General features: G+C 61.9%; 17 protein-coding genes. 10 read left to right on the top strand and 7 right to left on the bottom strand.

Translation table 11 applies throughout. From position 1 onward, the window contains the following. Window positions 1-149 precede the first annotated feature (149 nt). On the bottom strand, window positions 150-914 hold the full coding sequence (locus tag HPQ64_RS19445) for a DUF2927 domain-containing protein (RefSeq protein ID WP_210260377.1): 765 nt from the start codon (window positions 912-914) through the stop codon (window positions 150-152). Between the two features lie 294 nt (window positions 915-1,208). On the opposite strand from HPQ64_RS19445, the gene HPQ64_RS19440 reads away from it, so the two are divergent. The 6 genes from HPQ64_RS19440 to HPQ64_RS19415 all read left to right on the top strand — a co-directional run bounded on the left by HPQ64_RS19440 (window position 1,209) and on the right by HPQ64_RS19415 (window position 6,638). Further along, complete coding sequence (locus tag HPQ64_RS19440) at window positions 1,209-1,931, top strand: protein phosphatase CheZ (protein WP_172890269.1); 723 nt, start codon at window positions 1,209-1,211, stop codon at window positions 1,929-1,931. A 161-nt stretch (window positions 1,932-2,092) separates the two neighbouring features. Next, a complete protein-coding gene (locus HPQ64_RS19435; protein WP_172890268.1) occupies window positions 2,093-2,788 on the top strand; it encodes a DNA-3-methyladenine glycosylase I in 696 nt (231 codons plus the stop codon). 109 nt (window positions 2,789-2,897) lie between these two features. After that, on the top strand, window positions 2,898-3,896 hold the full coding sequence (locus HPQ64_RS19430; RefSeq protein WP_172890267.1) for a TRAP transporter substrate-binding protein: 999 nt from the start codon (window positions 2,898-2,900) through the stop codon (window positions 3,894-3,896). A 56-nt stretch (window positions 3,897-3,952) separates the two neighbouring features. Beyond that, window positions 3,953-4,459 carry a TRAP transporter small permease gene (locus tag HPQ64_RS19425; protein WP_172890266.1) on the top strand — a complete coding sequence of 169 codons (507 nt, stop codon included), beginning with the start codon at window positions 3,953-3,955 and terminating at the stop codon, window positions 4,457-4,459. Window positions 4,460-4,474: 15 nt separating this feature from the next. After that, window positions 4,475-5,749 (top strand): TRAP transporter large permease, encoded by a 1,275-nt coding sequence (locus HPQ64_RS19420; RefSeq protein WP_172890265.1) that lies wholly within the window; start codon window positions 4,475-4,477, stop codon window positions 5,747-5,749. A 19-nt stretch (window positions 5,750-5,768) separates the two neighbouring features. Then, window positions 5,769-6,638: an isocitrate lyase/PEP mutase family protein gene (locus tag HPQ64_RS19415; RefSeq protein ID WP_172890264.1), complete on the top strand. Its 870-nt coding sequence runs from the start codon at window positions 5,769-5,771 to the stop codon at window positions 6,636-6,638. Between the two features lie 256 nt (window positions 6,639-6,894). Here the strand turns inward: HPQ64_RS19415 and HPQ64_RS19410 are convergent, their stop codons facing one another. The 4 genes from HPQ64_RS19410 to hisS are packed head-to-tail and all read right to left on the bottom strand — an operon-like array spanning window position 6,895 to window position 11,985. Beyond that, entirely contained in the window at window positions 6,895-8,325 is a 1,431-nt protein-coding gene (locus tag HPQ64_RS19410) for an amidase (protein ID WP_172890263.1), read from the bottom strand. Between the two features lie 37 nt (window positions 8,326-8,362). Next, entirely contained in the window at window positions 8,363-9,325 is a 963-nt protein-coding gene (hisG, locus tag HPQ64_RS19405) for an ATP phosphoribosyltransferase (RefSeq protein ID WP_172890262.1), read from the bottom strand. A gap of 7 nt (window positions 9,326-9,332) precedes the next feature. Further along, window positions 9,333-10,448 (bottom strand): ATP phosphoribosyltransferase regulatory subunit, encoded by a 1,116-nt coding sequence (locus HPQ64_RS19400; RefSeq protein ID WP_172890261.1) that lies wholly within the window; start codon window positions 10,446-10,448, stop codon window positions 9,333-9,335. A 1-nt stretch (window position 10,449) separates the two neighbouring features. Beyond that, on the bottom strand, window positions 10,450-11,985 hold the full coding sequence (hisS, locus tag HPQ64_RS19395; protein WP_172890260.1) for a histidine--tRNA ligase: 1,536 nt from the start codon (window positions 11,983-11,985) through the stop codon (window positions 10,450-10,452). A 211-nt stretch (window positions 11,986-12,196) separates the two neighbouring features. On the opposite strand from hisS, the gene HPQ64_RS19390 reads away from it, so the two are divergent. The 4 genes from HPQ64_RS19390 to HPQ64_RS19375 all read left to right on the top strand — a co-directional run bounded on the left by HPQ64_RS19390 (window position 12,197) and on the right by HPQ64_RS19375 (window position 16,665). Continuing rightward, window positions 12,197-13,351, top strand: coding sequence for a glycosyltransferase (locus HPQ64_RS19390; RefSeq protein WP_425483842.1), 1,155 nt, complete (start codon window positions 12,197-12,199; stop codon window positions 13,349-13,351). 4 nt (window positions 13,352-13,355) lie between these two features. Continuing rightward, complete coding sequence (locus HPQ64_RS19385; protein WP_172890258.1) at window positions 13,356-14,873, top strand: glycosyltransferase family 39 protein; 1,518 nt, start codon at window positions 13,356-13,358, stop codon at window positions 14,871-14,873. Between the two features lie 88 nt (window positions 14,874-14,961). Beyond that, entirely contained in the window at window positions 14,962-15,735 is a 774-nt protein-coding gene (locus HPQ64_RS19380) for a ChbG/HpnK family deacetylase (protein ID WP_172890257.1), read from the top strand. A 240-nt stretch (window positions 15,736-15,975) separates the two neighbouring features. After that, on the top strand, window positions 15,976-16,665 hold the full coding sequence (locus HPQ64_RS19375) for a Crp/Fnr family transcriptional regulator (RefSeq protein ID WP_172890256.1): 690 nt from the start codon (window positions 15,976-15,978) through the stop codon (window positions 16,663-16,665). Window positions 16,666-16,731: 66 nt separating this feature from the next. On the opposite strand, the gene HPQ64_RS19370 is transcribed toward HPQ64_RS19375, so the two are convergent. Next, window positions 16,732-17,073 carry a hypothetical protein gene (locus HPQ64_RS19370; RefSeq protein ID WP_172890255.1) on the bottom strand — a complete coding sequence of 114 codons (342 nt, stop codon included), beginning with the start codon at window positions 17,071-17,073 and terminating at the stop codon, window positions 16,732-16,734. Window positions 17,074-17,153: 80 nt separating this feature from the next. Then, window positions 17,154-17,594: an Rrf2 family transcriptional regulator gene (locus HPQ64_RS19365; RefSeq protein WP_172890254.1), complete on the bottom strand. Its 441-nt coding sequence runs from the start codon at window positions 17,592-17,594 to the stop codon at window positions 17,154-17,156. Window positions 17,595-17,665: the final 71 nt, after the last annotated feature.

The following is a 17,665-nucleotide window of genomic DNA, read 5'->3' as shown; positions in this document are numbered from 1 at the left end:
GGCTGGCATCGTTAATCCGGACTCTATGCATTCGCTGCGTTTTAAAAGTGAATCGGTAACCAAACTCGGGAAGGAATTGGTTTTTTGGTTAGCGCGCGGTTTCCGGACGTGGTTGACGTTTTGCTAACGGGCTTTCGCGTTTTGGCGCGTCAGCGCACGTAGCGGCGCACCTCGCGCACGATCGACGGCAGAAGGATTGCGACCTGGTCCTGCGACATTCCCGGCTTGATGCGCGGGTGGTAGAGCATATTCAGGAGGAACTTGTCGAACGTGGTGAAGCGGCTGTGCCTCGAGCGGTCGTTGAAGACGGAATGGGCAAGCTCCTCGTCGTCGTTCATAGGGCCAAGGCCCTGCAGCAGCTCTTCCACCAGGCAGCGGCGGAACAGAAAGTCGCCTTCGTCGGAAACGATCACGGCCGCGGAGCGCGATATGCCCTTGCTGTCGGAGACGACCCGCACCAGGCACCGTCCGGGCACGTCGGCGCGTTGGTCGCCATAGACGTCGCGGCGCACGACTTCCTCGTACTGGTCGCGATCGACGACATGGACGTGGAAATTCGCCGCCTCCGGATCGCGGACGACGCGCGTCGAAAGGCCGTGGATCTGGGAGTCGAGCTGGTTGATGAATTGGTGGATGACGGGCTTCCGGTTTTTTCGCGCTTCGTTGTGTACGTAGAAGCTGACCGTGCCTGTGTATTTCTTCACCAGATAGGGTTGCCAGCTCCAGGTCCTGTATTCCAGCCCGAACACGGTCTTCATGAAGCCGTCGATCAGTTCCTCGGTCGAGAAGGAATAGTTCGCTTGCGCGGCGGCGGCCGGCGCGGCGACGGCCGGCGTGGCCGGCAGGCTGGCGACTGGGAGAAGGAGCGGGAGCAGGAGCAGAAGACGAAGAAGAGGCGTCTTACCGGTCGGCACGTTCAAGATCCTGGAGGCCCGTCCGGGCCATTTTGCTGTGGCTCACGGTACCATCTACCGTCCGTTTCGCCTCTTAGCACGAACCGGAGCCGGACGATCGAAAAAATTGACCTGTCGATCTTATACGAAACGCCTGTTACGTGGATAGCAATCGGGTGATTGCGGCACGCAAATGGAATTTTGCGGCGAAAAACAATTCTTTAAACCCTGTCCGCTATAAAGCTTCCCAATCCGAGAAGGAACACGGCCGGGTCAAGGCCGAATACCAATGGGTAGGTGGGGAAATTTCGGGACATGACGGCGATCAGGAGGGCCTATCGGGCCGAAGCTCTTTTATCCGCTCGCGACCGGACAGGCGAACCGGGCGATCCGGCCAACGCCGAGAGTTTTCGCGAGCTCATGACGGAGATCGCTGAGATCAAGCAGTTGATCAGGCCCGTCGACGAGCTTGGCGAGCATATGATCGAGAAGTTCAAGTCCGAGCTCGGCGAGGCGGTCAAGCTCAAGGCCGAACTTGACGCCATTTATGACGCTATCGGCGAAACCAAGCGCGAGATCGCGACGCTTCACCGTACGACCGGCAGCGATCAGCAGGAAATGTGCCGCGTCACGGACGAGCTTGACGCGGTTGTCCTCGGCACGGAAGGTGCTACGGAAAATATCCTCGCGTCCGCGGAATACATCGACGAGACCGCGAATGTTTTGAGCGCGCGACTCAAGGGCCAGGACCAGCAGCTCGTCAACGACATTCAGGAACGCGTCATCCAGATTTTCGAAAACTGCAATTTTCAAGATCTGACCGGCCAGCGCATTACGAAGGTCGTCGCCGCCATGCGCTTCATCGAGGAGCGTATCGTCAAGATGATGGAGATCTGGGGCGGCATAGAAAGCTTCAAGGAGATCGATGGAGAGACGATGCCGGCCCGCGAAGGGGACGCGGCGTTGCTCAACGGTCCAGCGCTTGATACCGACGAAGGCGTGGCTTCCCAGGACGATATCGACGCGCTGTTCGCCTGACGGCGCGTCCCTTCTCCCGTCGGCGCCCGGCGCGAGCGTCGATCTCCCGTCTTGCAACCTCTGTCGCGGATATATAGAACAAACCGGAAACACAATGGAGGCCCCGTTCGGTTGTGCAAACTTCGGCGAAGGTTTCCTTCAAGAACACGCTGGAGAAATGCATGGCGGACGGCGAAAACGGGGTGATGATCGGTGAGGACGGCAAGGGGCGGTGCTTCTGGCACGGCAATCTGCCGGATTATCTGCGCTACCACGACGAGGAATGGGGCCGCCCCGTCACCGACGATGTCAGGTTGTTCGAGAAGATCTGCCTGGAAGGGTTCCAGTCGGGTCTTTCGTGGCTGACCATCCTGAGAAAGCGGGAGAATTTCCGCGCCGCCTTCGCCGGGTTCGATTTTCGTGAAGTGGCAGAGTTCGGCGATGCGGACGTGGAGCGGCTTTTGAAGGACACCGGCATCATTCGGCACCGGGGCAAGATCGTTTCCACCATCAACAACGCGCGGCGCGCCCGCGAGCTGGCGGACGAGCGCGGCTCGCTCGCGGGCTATTTCTGGAGTTTCGAGCCCGCCCCCTCCGAGCGTCCGGCGAAACTGGACCGCGCAACGCTTCGAACTCTCGCAAAGACGCCGACATCCACCGCCCTTTCGAAGGATCTGAAGAAACGCGGCTGGAGCTTCGTCGGCCCGACGACGGCCTACGCCTTCATGCAGGCCATGGGCCTCGTCAACGATCATCTCGAGGGATGTTGCGTGCGCGATGAGGTGGAGGCCGAAAGGCAGGCCTTGAAGCGCCCTTCCTGGCGCCGTTTGCGAGAAAGCGCTGCCGACCGCCGCAAACGGTTGCGGACCGCTCGATAAGTCGTATTTAATCGTCTTCCCGCGAGGTGAGTGCGGATGTCGCATCCCCACCCGCTCCGTTCACGCAGGCGCCACGGGTTCTTCAAGGGCGCGAAAACGGGAGGAAACGATGAAACTTGGCCGTCTCTTCGTCGGCGTTGCCGCCGGCCTTGCCTTGTCCGTCACGGCTGCACTTGCAGAAAAAACCACCTTGCGCATCTCGCTGCAGCTCCCGATGAAAAGCCACCTCGGGCAGAACCTGCAGCTTTTCAAGGAGGAGGTGGAAAAGAACTCCAACGGCAACATCGCCGTCGAGATTTACGATTCCGCCCAGCTTTACAAGGATAACGAGGTTCCCCAGGCGGTCGGCTCCGGGGCGATCGAAATGGGCGTCGCCTCGCTCACCCGTTACGTGGGGGACATTCCCGCCGTCGACGTCTTCTATATGCCGTTCCTGCTCAATTCGGAGGACCTGGTGCGCAAGGCTGTCGCGCCCGGCAGCCCGGTGCGCGGGCCGATAGATGCCGCGATCGAGGAAACGGGCTCGAAGGTTTTGTGGTGGCAGGCTTATGGCGGGGTAATCCTTCTGTCCAACGGCGGTCCGATCAAGACGCCGGATGACGTCAAGGGCAAGAAGGTGCGCGTGTTCGGCAAGACGCTCGGCACGTGGATCGAGGCAGCCGGCGGCGCGCCGACGCTCATTTCCGGGTCAGAGCAATATATCGCCTACCAGCGCGGCACCGTCGACGTCGGCATGACCGGCGTTTCGGGCGTGAAAAGCCGTAATCTCTGGGAGGTGATGGACACGATTACCGTCACCAACAACGCCGATATCGAGTTCATCGTCGTCGTCAACAAGGACTTCTGGGAAGGTCTGCCGGAAGAGCACAAGGAAATCATCCAGGCGGCGGCGCTTAAGGCGGAAAACACGGTTCGCGACGAAATGAGCAGCATCGAGGCTGCCGCTTTCGACGCCGCGAAGGAAAACGGCATGACCGTCTATGAGCCGACGGACGAAGAAATCGCGGCCTGGAAGGCGGCGGCGCAGCCGGTTTACGACCAGTATCTCCAAGCGTCGGGCGAGCTTGGCCAGAAGGTTCTGGAAGCTGCGCGCGGCCTCCAGAACTGATCTTCCACCCGTATCGGGCGGGCCCTTCCGGGCCCGCCTTCTCATTGAGAGCTCTCATGTTCCGCATTATCGACCGGCTTTCCGCTGCCCTTGGGGCTTTCGCGGCGTGGGCCTATTTCGCAACCGCGCTCATGCTCGGCTACGAGGTCTTCATGCGTTACGTCTTCATCGCGCCCACCATCTGGGCAGAAGAGCTTTCGCGCCTCTTCCTCGTGTGGGGAACGTTCGCGGGCGCCGCGGTTCTCGTTCACCGTCGCCAGCACATCGCCATCACCGTGCTGACGGATGCCTTGCCGCCGCGCCTGAAGCATCTGCAGCAGGTTGCCGTGCTGCTCTTTATCGCCTTCGTTGCCGGTGTCACCGTCTGGTACGCCTTCGGTATCGCGGAAGATTCCTTCTCGCGCGGCCGCACCACCGGGTCGATGCTCGACGTTCCGGCCTGGTGGAACGAGGCGGCACTTCCTGTCTGTTTTTCGCTTTTGGGCCTTCAGGCGCTTGTGGAGGCGGTTCGCGTCGCGCTCGAAGGCCCTTCGGATGTTCCTGAAGAACCCATTGGCCACTGATCGCGGGAGCCACGCTTGACCACGGTTTTCATCCTTCTCGCGCTCTTCGGCCTGCTCCTGATCGGCATTCCGGTCGCTTTCGCGCTTGCCGGCCTCGGCTTCGGGTTGCTTGTCGTCGGTGGTTTTTCCCCGCTCATGCTGCCGCAGGGTTTGCTTTCCGCCGCAGATAGTTTCGTGCTGATCGCCGTTCCGCTCTTTCTCCTGATGTCGAACGTTCTCTTGAAGGGCGGCGTCGGGCGGGATCTTTTCGCCGCCGTCCAGTCCTGGGTCGGTCATTGGCCCGGCGGGCTTGCGGTCGCCACCATCCTGTCCTGCGGCATCTTCGCGGCGATTTCCGGGTCTTCCGTTGCAACGGCGGCCACCATCGGCACGGTGGCAATCCCGGAGATGACGGCGCGCGGTTATCCGCGCCGCTTCGTTCTAGGCCTGCTCGCCGCGGGCGGCACGCTCGGTATCCTCATTCCGCCGTCGATCCCCATGATCGTCTTCGGCGTGATCACCGAGGAATCGATCATTTCGCTCTTTCTTGCCGGCATCGGCCCCGGCCTCATCCTGATCGTGCTTTTCGTCCTCTACTCGATGGTTTTTGCCCGTTTCGCCGCCGATTACGAACCAAGCGCCAGGGCAACATGGGAAGAGCGCTGGACCACGCTTCGGCGCGCCTCGCCGACGATCCTTCTGGCGGTGCTGGTGATCGCGGGCATTTACGCAGGCGTCTTCACGCCGACGGAGGCCGCGGCTGTCGGTTTTCTCGGCGCGCTTGTCGTCGTGGGTGTCGTGCTGAGGACGCTTGACTGGCCGAAGCTGCGCGACGCCGTCATGGAAGCCATGACGACCACGGTCGCCATCCTGCTCATCGTCGCTGGCGCCAAGGTTTTCGGCAAGGCGATCACGCTTTACCGGATTCCGCAGGATATCTCCGTCTTCCTGACCGAGCATGTCTCCAGCCCGGCCTTCTTCGTGCTGCTCGTCGGCCTCGTCCTTCTCGTCATGGGCCTCGTGCTGGAAGCCCTGTCGATGATGCTCATCATGGTGCCGGTCCTCTCGGGCGCGCTTTTCGCGCTCGGCATCGATCCCATATGGTTTGGCGTCTTCTTCGTCATCATGGTGGAATGCGCGCTCATCACGCCGCCGGTCGGGCTGAACCTTTACGTCATACAGGCGGTGGGCCGCGCGACGATGGGCGAGGTTTCCTCAGGTGTGTGGCCGTTTCTCGCCCTCATGCTCGCAAGCGTCCTCCTGATCTATCTTCTGCCGGATATCGCGCTCTATGTTCCGTTCAAACTCTGAAATCCTTGGATAATTTGCCATGCAAAGCCCTGCTGAGCGCCTGCGCGCCCATCTCGAAAAGCCCGGCCTCACGGTCATGCCCTGCTGTTACGATGGGCTTTCGGCGAAAATGATCGGCGATGCCGGGTTCCCGGTCACATTCATGTCCGGCTTCGCGGTTTCCGCCGCAAGGCTCGGTATGCCCGATACCGGGCTGATTTCCTATGGAGAGATCGTCGATCAGGGGCGCAACGTCTGCGCCGCCACATCGGCGCTTATCATCGGCGATGGCGATACGGGTTATGGCAACGCTCTCAACGTCAGGCGCACCGTTCAGGGGTATGCGCGCGCGGGCTTCGCGGCCATCATGATCGAGGATCAGGTGGCGCCCAAGCGCTGCGGCCATACGAAGGGCAAGCTCGTCGTCGACCGGATACAGGCGGTCGACCGCATCAAGGCGGCGGTCGATGCGCGCGAGGAGGGAGAAGACATCCTTATCCTCGCCCGCACCGACGCCCGCCACGGGCACGGTCTCGACGAGGCGTTGGAACGCGCCCGCGCCTTCAAGGAGGCCGGTGCCGATATCCTCTTCGTCGAAGCGCCGAAATCGCGCGGGGAGATGGAGACGATCTGCCGCGAGGTGCCGGGCTGGCACATGGCCAATCTGGTGGAAGGCGGCGAAACGCCGATCCTGCCTTCCGCCGAATTGCAGGAGATCGGCTATCGGCTGGCCGCCTTTCCGCTGACCATCCTTTCCGCTGCCATGAAGGCGATGCGCGACGCGCTGGAAGCCATGAAGGCCGGGCGGCATCCGGAGGAAATGCTGCTCGATTTCGCGGAGCTTCGCCGCCGCGTCGGCTTCGATGCCTACTATGAGGAAGAGCAGCGCTACGCCGACCGACGCGATTGAAAGGTATCTGGATCGCTTCCCGGTAATCCGATGTCGAAACGGCCTCGTAAGTATCGTTTGAAAACCCAAGGCCCGGGGCCGCAATCCTCGTTGCCTTTCCGGGCCTGCCCGCAGGGTTTTCCAGTCGGTTGCGTCGTGATGGCCTTCTTCCCTGTCGCGTGACCGGCTACCGAAAACGCAACTCAGGGCGGTGTCGGCCATGTCGGACATGGCGCGGCTCACGCTATAGACCGCCTCATTTCGAGGCGGTCTTTTTTTATTCGGCAAGCCCGGGTTTCTGCGGTAGCCAGTGCGTCGCCCGCTCGTACGCGTGGGCAATCTCCAGTACCTTGAGGTCCGCGTGCGGGCGGCCGATGATCTGAATGCCCATCGGCAGGCCGCTTTGCGAAAAGCCTGCCGGCATGGCGATCGTGGGTAGCCCGAGAAGGCTGACCGGCACCACCACTTCCATCCAGCGGTGGTAGGTGTCCATCGTCCGCCCGGCGATCTCCTTCGGCCAGTCGAGGTTGACATCGAAGGGGAACACCTGCGCCGACGGCAGGATCAGGAAGTCGTGTTTTTCGAAAAGCCGAAGTATCGCCCGGTGGAACGCGCTGCGTATCGTGGAAGCGGCCTGAATGTCGTCAAGGGTAAGGGCCTTGGCGCTTTCGACTTCCCAGATCGCTTCCGGCTTCAGGTGCTTGCGCTTGTCCGGATCGTCGTAAAGCGATCCCATCCGTCCGGCGACGCGCCAGTGGCGAAGCGTCACCCACGCCTGCCACACGCTCTCCAGATCGAGGCCCGTCGAGGCGGGCTCCACAGTCGCGCCAATCGTCTCGAAGGTGGAGAGTGCGCCGTGGCAAAGCTCCAGCACGCCCTCTTCGAAGGGCAGGTGCCCGTCCAGATCGCCGAGCCAGCCGATCCGCTTGCCCTTTACGGTTGCATCGAGTGCGCCTGAGAATTCCGATCCGTCCCCGTCGAGCGATTGCGGCGCCCGGGCATCGTATCCGGCTTGTACCGACAAGAGCATGGCGACGTCGCGCACGCTCCTGCCCATCGGGCCGTCGGTCGCCATGCCGTCGAAGAAGATTTCCGGCGCCGGTCCTGACGGCACGCGCCCGTAGCTCGGGCGGAAGCCGATCACATTGTTATAGCCCGCCGGATTGCGCAGCGATCCCATCATGTCGCTGCCGTCGGCAACGGGGATAAGTCTCGCCGCAAGGGCGGCCGCCGCACCTCCGCTCGACCCGCCTGCGGTCTTCGTCGGATCGTATGGATTTCGCGTCGGACCGAACACCGGATTATAGGTGTGGGAGCCGAGGCCGAATTCCGGCGTGTTCGTCTTGCCGATCAGGATGGCACCCGCCTCGACCAGCCGATCGACCATGATGGAATTCTCAGTCGGCCTGAAATCCCTGAAAATCGGCGAGCCGAGCGTCGTTGGAATTTTCCTCGTGGCCGCAAGGTCCTTCACCGCCATCGGTACGCCGTGCAGCCAGCCCCGGCATATGCCTTGCACCAGTTCCCGGTCGTATTCGTCCGCTTCAGCCAGCAGGCCCTCGCGCTCGCGAATGTTCACGATCGCGTTGATCCCGGGGTTGATCTTTTCGATCCGGTCCAGAAACGCAGTCATCACTTCCCGGCAGGAAAACAGGCGCGAGCGGATGCCTTCCGACAGAGAAACGGCTGAAAGGTCGGTGATATTCATGCGAATTCCCTATGCGTTCCCGACGGTCGGACGTGCGTCACGACACCTTTTCGTGCAAGGGATCGTAAAGGGGATTTTCCGTTTCGAACACATAGTCGAGGGTCACCACATTCACATGCGCGGCACCCAGCGCCTTCAGCATGGCGGCGCATGCCGGCACATCGCGCGCCGGGCAATGCAGGACCAGCGGCGAGCCATCATCGCCGAAGGGTGTCGTGCAGCCGAATTCGGAAGCGGCGCGCTTTGCAGCGGCTTTCGGATCGGGCAGAACGGCGCGGATTTCCTTGGTATTCCGGGCGATTTCTTCTGCCGCGACCTGATCCAGGATCGCACGCGCCGCCGCCAGCGCTTCCTCGCACCAGGTCGCTGTCAGCGAGGCAACGAGATGCGCCTGCGAGCGCAGCATCACCCCGTCATCGGGGATCTTCAGGTTGTTGGCCTTCAGCGTCGAACCGGTCGAAGTGATGTCGACAATGAGCTCCGCCGTCCCCGCCGCCGGAGCGCCCTCGGTCGCGCCGGCACTTTCGACGATCCGATAGTCGGCGATGCCGTTTTTCGCGAAAAACGCCCGCGTCAGGTTCACGTATTTCGTGGCGACCCGAAGCCGTCTGCCGTGGCGCCCGCGGAAATCCGAGGCGACATCGGAAAGATCGGCCATCGTCGAAACGTCGATCCACGCGGTCGGCAGGGCGATCACCACATCGGCATGGCCGAAACCGAGCGCGGTCACCAGATGCGTCTTCTCGTAGGGAGCGGAGATGTTCTCTTCCACGAGATCGATACCGGTGACACCCATGTGCACCGAGCCGTCGGCTATTTCCCGCGCGATTTCGGAGGCTGAAAGGAAGGCGATCTCGACGTCGGGAAAGCCTTTCAGCGTGCCGCGATAGTTGCGGTCGCCGCCCGGGCGCTCGATCGTCAGGCCGGCACGGGCGAAAAAGGCGTGGGTATTGTCCTGCAGGCGGCCCTTGGAGGGTATGGCGATGGTGAGTTTCGTCATGACGCCCTCAGATCCGATCGAGCCAGATGGAAAAACCGACCGCCGGGATGCTTATTGAAGCTCCCAGAAGCTCAAGCAGCTTGTCGTAACGGCCGCCGCCGACAATCTGGCCCTTATCCCGGCTTTTCGCGTCGTGAACCTCGAACACGAAGCCGGTGTAATAGTCGAGCCGGCGGCCGAAATCGGCGGAAAAGCTCAATGGAACGGAGGCGGCCTTCGTGCCTTCCAGCGCCTTCAGCCGTGCTTCGAAGTTGCTTAAAGGGGCCGCGAGATCGATGCCCGTATCCGCCGAAAAGGCCTTCAGGCTTTCGATGGCGGCTTCCGGCGCGCCGGAAGTATCGAGGAAGCGTTTCAGCGTGCTCGCCGCTTCATCGGCAATTCCCTTGCGGCTTGAAAGGGCGGCCTGCTCCAGGAAACGCTCGGCGATTTCACCCGCCGTGCGCCCGCCGACGGTGGCGATACCGGCGATTGAAAGTAGATCCTCGACGATTGCCTGCGCCGCTTCCGGGTCGGAGCCTTCAAGCGCGGCGAGAACGCCCGCGCGTGCGCCGTCTTCGTTGTCTCCGTCGCGGGCCTGCCCCTCCATGCGCGCAATCGCCTGGTCGAGCTGGTCGCGCTCGCCGAAGAGATCGCGCAGCCGCCGCTTCCACACAGTTGGAAGGCCCAGGCCGTCGATAACAGCGGAAAACAGCGCCTCGTCGCCGATGCGTACCGAAAGGTCGCCGGCACCAAGGTCCGCTAGACCGTCGAGCGCGAGGGCCAGAACCTCGGCATCGGCGTTCGCGCGGTCGGTGCGGCCGATATCCTCCACACCTGCTTGCAGAAACTCGCCGGTTCCGCCCGGGCGCTGGCGGAACACCGGGCCGCCGTAGCAATATCGCGACACGGCTCCGGCCTTGTTTTCCGCAATATGCGCACGGCAGACGGGAATCGTGAAATCGGGCCGCAGGCAAAGGTCCCGCCCGTCCTGATCAGCGCTGAGGTAAAGCCGGCGGCGGATATCCTCGCCGGTAAGATCCAGGAAGACGTCGGCCGGCTGCAGGATCGGCGGATCGATGCGCGCATGTCCGCGCGCTTCGAACAGCGAAATCAGCTTGGCGAGACGGTCTTCCGCAGCACTCATGTCAGTTTCCCGCTTTTGCCCGGTCTTCAGCCTGTTCGGCAAGCATGGCCTTCACCCGCTCGACAAGCTCGGTCTCCTTCACGGTGATCTGCGCCGGGCGGCTTTCGCGCCATGTGACATTGTCGGTGATCTCGCCGGAAAGCCGCTTGCCCTCGATCAGGTCCTTGATCTGGATTTCGCCGGCCTCGCGCTCGTCAGAGCCCTGGATGATCGCCAGCGGGCAGCCGCGCCGGTCGGCGTATTTGAGCTGGTTGCCGAATTTCTTCCAGTTGCCCTGGTACATCTCGGCGCGAATTCCGGCTTCGCGCAGCGCCTGCGTCATCTTCTGGTAACGGCCAAGGGCTTCGGTGTCGCCATCCATGACGGTGACGAGCACCGGCGGCACCACATCGTCGGTCCCCAGCTTGCCGAGGTTTTTCAGCGCCGTGGCAAGGCGCGAGACGCCGATTGAAAAGCCGGTCGCCGGCACGTCGCGCCCGGTGAAGCGCTTCACCAGCCCGTCATAGCGCCCGCCGCCTCCGACGGAACCGAACTGCACGACCTCGCCCTTCTCGTTCGTCACGTCGAACAGAAGCTCCGCCTCGTAAACGGGGCCGGTGTAATATTCCAGCCCTCGCACGACAGAGGGGTCGATCTTGATGCGGTCGGACATATATCCCGCGCCTTCCACCAGATCGTTGATGAGCTTGAGTTCGCGAAAGCCGTCCTCGAAATGCTTGTTGACGGCGAACTTCGAAAGTGCAGCAGTCTTGAACGTTAGATTATTCGTATCGTCGATGAGATCGTCGATAGCGGTGGCATCGAGGATTTCCACGATCGCTTCGATCGCTGCCTGCGAGAGTTGAGCGCCAGCGGTGAAATCGCCGCTTTCGTCCTTGCGCCCTTCGCCAAGCAGAAGTGCCACGCCTTCCGAGCCGAACTTGTCGTATTTGTCCATGGCGCGCAGAACCGTCAGCCTGCGCTCGCCGTCTTCCTCGCCGCCGAGGCCGATCGCCTCCATCACGCCATCAAGGATCTTGCGGTTGTTCACGCGCACGATGTATTGGCCCTTGAGGCCAAGAGCCTCCATCGTGTCGGCCATCATCATGCACATTTCCGCATCCGCCTGCACACCGGCAGCGCCCACCGTGTCGGCGTCGAACTGCATGAACTGGCGGAAGCGGCCCGGCCCCGGCTTTTCGTTCCGGTAAACGTAACCCGCCCGGTAGGTGCGGTAGGGAAGCTGGATTTCGTTTATGTTTTCAGCGACGTGGCGGGCAAGCGGGGCCGTGAGGTCGTAGCGCAGGCTCATCCACTGCTCGTCGTCGTCCTGCACGGAAAAGACGCCGGCGTTCGGCCGGTCGGTATCGGGCAGGAACTTGCCGAGGCAGTCAGTATATTCGAACGCGGGCGTTTCGACGGGGTCGAAGCCGTAACGCTCGAAAACCGTCCTGATTTTCGCCAGCATCTCGTCGGTCGCGCGGATGTCCGCGGCCGCACGGTCGGTGAAGCCGCGCGGCAGGCGGGCTTTCAGCTTGTTGTTCTTCACTTTTGCCATCGGCTTGAATGGTCCGTTCCGGCAGGAATTGAATAGTTGCGCGAAGTCCTAGACGAAACGCGATAAACGGGCAAGGCGGCGAGAAGGCTTGCATTGGCGCGCTATCCGTCTATGTTCCGCGCGGAATTCTATCAGCCGCCATATTCCCGGGCATATCTTGCGGCAAAAGCGGCCTGAGACCCGGCAAGCTGGAAAACGGAAACCGATGCTGGTGAGTGCGAAAACATCCGCCGGAGCGGACGAGCGGTCGGGCGAGGCACCCCGCGCTGCCGAAACCCGCGTTGCCGACCTCAGCATCGTGCTGCCGACCTATAACGAGCGCGAGAACATTTCGGAGCTGATCCGCCGGCTGGACGAAACACTTGGCGATATCGCCTGGGAAGTGATCGTCGTCGACGACAATTCGCCAGACGGAACGGCGGCGCTTGCGCGCGATATCGCGGCTCATGATCCGCGCGTGCGCGTGATCCGCCGCATCGGCCGGCGCGGGCTTTCCGGCGCATGCGTGGAAGGGATGCTGGCGTCTTCGGCGAAATTCGTCGCGGTGATGGATGCCGACCTGCAGCACGACGAAAGCCTGCTGCCGCGCATGTACAACCTCCTGAACGGCGATGAGGCCGATCTCGTCGTCGCCAGCCGCCACACAGAAGGTGGCGACGTCGGCTCCGGCCTGTCGAAAATTCGTGGCTGGGGCTCGGATTTCGCCAATTCGCTGGCCCGCGTCTTTCTCCACGTTCGCCTGTCCGACCCGATGAGCGGCTTTTTCATGATCCGCCGCGAAGAGGTGGAAAGGCTCGCGCCGAAACTTTCCTCGCAAGGGTTCAAGATCCTTCTCGATCTCGTGGCGAGCGCCAAGGGGAGCTTACGCATCAAGGAACTTCCGTTCACCTTCCGCAAGCGCCTGCATGGCGAAAGCAAGCTCGATACGCTGGTTGCTTTCGACTATCTGGGCCTGCTCGTCGCCAAGCTCTTCGGTGATATCGTGTCCGTGCGTTTCCTCATGTTCGGCATGGTGGGCGCGTCCGGCGTGCTGGTGCATCTGGCCGCGCTGAAACTGGTGTTGGACGGGCTGGGCATTGCGTTCATCTCCGCCCAGACGATCGCGACCTTCGTGGCGATGACCTGGAATTTCTTCCTCAACAACCGCCTGACCTATCGTGACCGCAGGCTGCGGGGGCTATCGATCCTTCGCGGGTTGCTCACGTTCTATGCCGTCTGCAGCGTCGGCGTTCTGGCCAATGTCGGCGTCGCCAACCTGATTTTTGAAAATCAGGGCGTGTGGTTCGTCGCCGGTGCGGCCGGTGCGGCCATGGGCGCGGTGTGGAACTATGTGGCAAGCTCGGTGCTGACCTGGCGCAAGGTTTGACCCTATGGCGGATGGTTCACGCAAGGCGGAGGCCGATCTGCCGGTGTGGCTGAGGCCGGGTTTCCTGGCTCTTTTCGTGCTGGTGCTGACGTGTCTTCGCCTTTTCGTCGCCGCCAATGCCGGGCTGGCGGAAGATGAGGCCTATTATCGCCTCTGGGGTCTTTCGCCCGCGTTCGGCTATTACGACCATCCGCCGATGATTGCGTGGTGGATCGCCGCCGGACAGGCAGTCTTCGGCGATACCGCCTTTGCGATCCGAGTGGTCTGCGTGCTGTCGGCGGGCGTCGGTTCGCTCGTCCTCTGGCGCACGGCCGATATCCTGTTCGGGAGAAAAGCCGCCGGCTGGTCGGTGCTTTTCTTCAACGCCACGATCCTGATCGGGGTTGGCAGCGTCATCGCCACGCCGGATGCGCCGTCCGTCTTCTTCTGGGGCCTGTCGCTTTGGGCGCTTGCGGAGTTGATCCGCTCGGAAAGCGCGAACTGGTGGCTTGCCGTTGGGCTTTTCGCAGGTCTCGGCCTCGTTTCCAAATACTCGGTCCTGTTCCTGGGTGCAGGGATCGTGCTGTGGCTCTTGTTGATGCCTGAGGCGCGGCGCTGGCTGAAAAGCTGGCAGTTATGGGCCGGAGGAATTCTTGCAATCGCCCTCTTCGCGCCGGTGCTTGTCTGGAACGCCGGCCACGAATGGGCGTCGTTTCACAAGCAGTTCGGCCGGGCGGTGCCTGAAGGCTGGACGCTGAAATATCTGGGAGAGCTTGTCGGCGCGCTCGCCGGGCTGCTCAACCCGCTTATCGCAGTTCTCGCTGCTGTCGGCGCGGGGCGTGTGATTTCAAGGACATGGGAAAGGGACCAGAAGGCCGGTCTCGTTCTGATGACGACCTTGCCGTTTCTCGCCTATCTCGTTTTCCATGCCCTTCACGCGCGCGTTCAGGGCAACTGGCCAGCGCCGATCTTCCCCGCGTTCGTCATGATGGCGGCTCTTGTGGCGGCGGAATTGCCGCAAACCCGTACCGGTTTCTGGCGGAAATGGCGGGCGACCGCCGCTCCGCTCGGTGTCGTCGTATCGCTTCTCGTCCTCCTTCATGCGGTTTATCCGCTGACGGGCGCATTCGGGCGCAAGGACCCGACGCAGCAAACGCGTGGGTGGGACATGGTGGCAAGCAAACTTGCCAGGATCGCCGAGCGCGAAGGGGCTGCGTGGATCGCGACTGACCGTTACTATCTCAATGCCGAGCTTGCTTTTTCGCTGCGTGGAAGCCTGCCCGTCATTCAGGTGAACGACCGCATTCGCTACGTCATGCAGGAGCCGGAGCCTGAAAGCCTGGTGAGAAAACCGGCGCTTTTCGTCGCGCCCGCGAAGCGAGACCCGGGCCTTGATCGGCTTTCGCAACGGTTTTCGCAAGCTGAGCGGGTGGCGGCCATCCCGCGCATGGTCAAGGGCGTTACGCTTGAGGATATCGTCGTCTACCGTATCGCGAGCCCGCAAAAGGATCCCCGGGACCCCGTCTATCCGCTTCCGCTCTGATATCGCGAAGAAATTTCGGACCTGACGCCATTCCCGGATTGCGCTTCATCCGACTTTCCCTAAAGTCGGCCCGATGAAGCGCATTACCTTGACCTCAGTCGAATACGGCCTTTCCTTCGGCGTCGACCGGGCGATCCGGGAACTGGCGGCGGCCGGTCATCTGACGGCGATCGGCTGCCTGACCGTGTCCGACCTCTGGTCGCGCGAGTATCTGCCGCTTCGCGACGAACTGGATGACGCGGGCCACAAGACGCTCGTCGGCGTAACGATTTCGCTGACGAGCGGCTGGGAGCCGGTTTCCGTGGAAGCCTTGCGGTATTTCGACAAGGGGTTTCCGAAACCGCGCTGGTATGGCTGGCGCAGCCGTCTGCGGCTGTTGCCGGACGATACGCTTTACGCGGAAGTTTCAGGCCAGATCGACCGTTTCCAGGAATATTATCAGCGCCCGCCGGATTTCATATTCGTTCAGGACGGTTTGCTGCGCCATGCGGGCATCGCCCGCATCGTCATGGATGCCGTGGAAGCCAGGAAGGTTCGCCCGGCCATCGTCTCTCCTTTCGTGGAAGATCGCCCGGCCCTCAGGTTTCGCAAAAAACTGGAAAAACGCGGGTTGCAGACGCTGCCGCGCGGGCGCGACCTGCCGTTTGCCGCCGGGCCGGAGGAGCTGGGCCGGCATGTCTGGAGCGGCTTCAACGGGCTTTACGATCAGGCGGTGGTGCTATGCACGCCGGCGATCGCCGACGATCGGCTGCGCCGCATGGAGCCGCCGGCCAGGATCGCGTCCCGCGAGGTTCAGAAGGGGTTTCTGGAAAGCGAGCGGTTCAACATACTGCTCATCGAAAAGGATATCTTTCTGTTCTGAGCAGTTCCGGCAAAAAGAAAGGCCCCGCGGGGACGGGACCTTTCAGGAGGGGAGGACAGGACACCGGGTGGTCGGGAGGAACGGTGTCTATGTCTCCAAAGGTAAGCGATGATTTGCCCTTCACCAGTGACGGACGTCACAATATTGGCTTTGGCTTCGATAAATTCGCCTTAAGATGACGTAGGGTAGTGCGCAAAAGGCAGGCACGATGCAGGCAAACCGCCGGGAGGGGCAGGATCGATGGTCGAACTCAGGCAGTTTCTGGAAAACAGCTTCTCGCTTGAAGGGTTACCGCACGATCTTGCGGATAAACTGGCAAGTCTCGCACGCCCGATACCAGTGAAGGCGGGGGCAACCCTTTTCGAGGCGGGCGACCCGGGCAACGGGTGCTATGCCATCCTGGAGGGATCGCTGAAAGTTTCGATGATGAGCGTGGAGGGCGATGAGCAACTGCTCGCGGTCATGGGGCCCGGCGAAATTGTCGGCGAGCTTGCGCTGCTCGACGGGCGAGCCCGATCGGCAACCGTTGCCGCGTTAAAGCCCACCAGGCTCGCATTTATCGAAAAACATGCGTTCGAGCGGTTCGCCGACGAAAACCCGGCCGTTTACCGCCATATGCTCTCAATCGTCGGTAAACGTCTGCGTCAGGCAAACGATGTGCTGGCGGCACGTTCCTTCCTGCCGCTGCCCGGCCGGGTGGCGCAGACGCTTTTGCAACTGGCGGAAAGCTTCGGCAAGCCGCTGGACGATGGCCGCGTGCTCATCCACTACAAGCTTTCGCAGGCCGATATCGCGAATATGGCGGGGGCAGCGCGCGAAAACGTCAGTCGCGTCCTCAACGACTGGAAGCGGGCGGGAACCATCAGCCGTATTTCGGGATATTATTGCCTGGAGCAACCGAAATTCCTGGAGCAGGCGGCAACACTTTGATAGGCCCGGCGGAATCGAAAAAGCCCCCGTCATGGGGGCTTTCCGAGAACCGTGGCCTGTCGGCTCTTAATAGTAACGGCCGCAGCGCTTGACCGTGCGCCAGATGTGGTGGCCGTGGTAGCTGGACCAGCGCTTCACCTTGTAGTAGCGGCAATGCCCGCCGTAGTAGCCGTGGCCGCCCCAACCCCAACCGCCGTAATGCCAATGACGGTGACCGCGGTGGCGCCTGTGATGGCGGTGCCCGTGCCGGCCGCCGACCTTGATCACTTCCGCCGTTTCGGAGGCCGCGGCCTTGGCCGGAGCAAGAGGAACGCCGGCCGGGCTCATGGCAGAAGCGCTCAGGGAAGAACCGGTGACACCGGTGATCAGTAGAGTTGCAAAAGCAATCCGGGTAATCGTCTTGTTCATCTCATCTCTCCTTGGTTTCCATGGGCGTTGTGCCCGAGGAAGAACCTAGGAGAGTTTTCGAATACCATGCGTGATCGGGGTCACGCTTTGGCTTTTTCGCGATTTAGTGCCTGAGCTTCCTGCGTTCCGACAAGAAGGCTGGCCAGAGTGTGCCGGTTCAGGGAATCCAGAAAGGCCTCTGCCGCTTGCCTCATGGCAGGCTTCAGGGCGCAGCGCGGGAGAAAGGCGCAAACTGTAGGCCCGGCTTTCAGGCAGTCGACGATCGCCTGGTCCGGCTCCATCTCGCGCACCACGTCGCCGATGCGTATTTCATCCGCCGGCTTGCCGAGGCGAATGCCGCCGCCCCGCCCGCGGCTCGTCTCGATAAGACCAAGCCGCCCAAGCTTGGCGACGATCTTCATGACATGCGAACGGGCAAGCCCCAGATGCTCGCTCACCATCTCCACTGTCTGGGGCGTGTCGCATTGCCCCAGATGCATGAGGATCCTCAGCGAAAAGTCGCTGGATTGATTGAGACGCATGGCAGGGTCCCGCAAAATATTCACCGTACATATTGCTTTTAACGGCAAAAGGTGGCAATTAAAAGATGCAT

The sequence above is a fragment of the Hongsoonwoonella zoysiae genome (assembly GCF_013266695.1).
Taxonomy (GTDB): domain Bacteria; phylum Pseudomonadota; class Alphaproteobacteria; order Rhizobiales; family Stappiaceae; genus Hongsoonwoonella; species Hongsoonwoonella zoysiae.
Note: the sequence above shows the minus strand (reverse complement) of the source record. Positions and strands in the feature narration are given on the sequence as shown.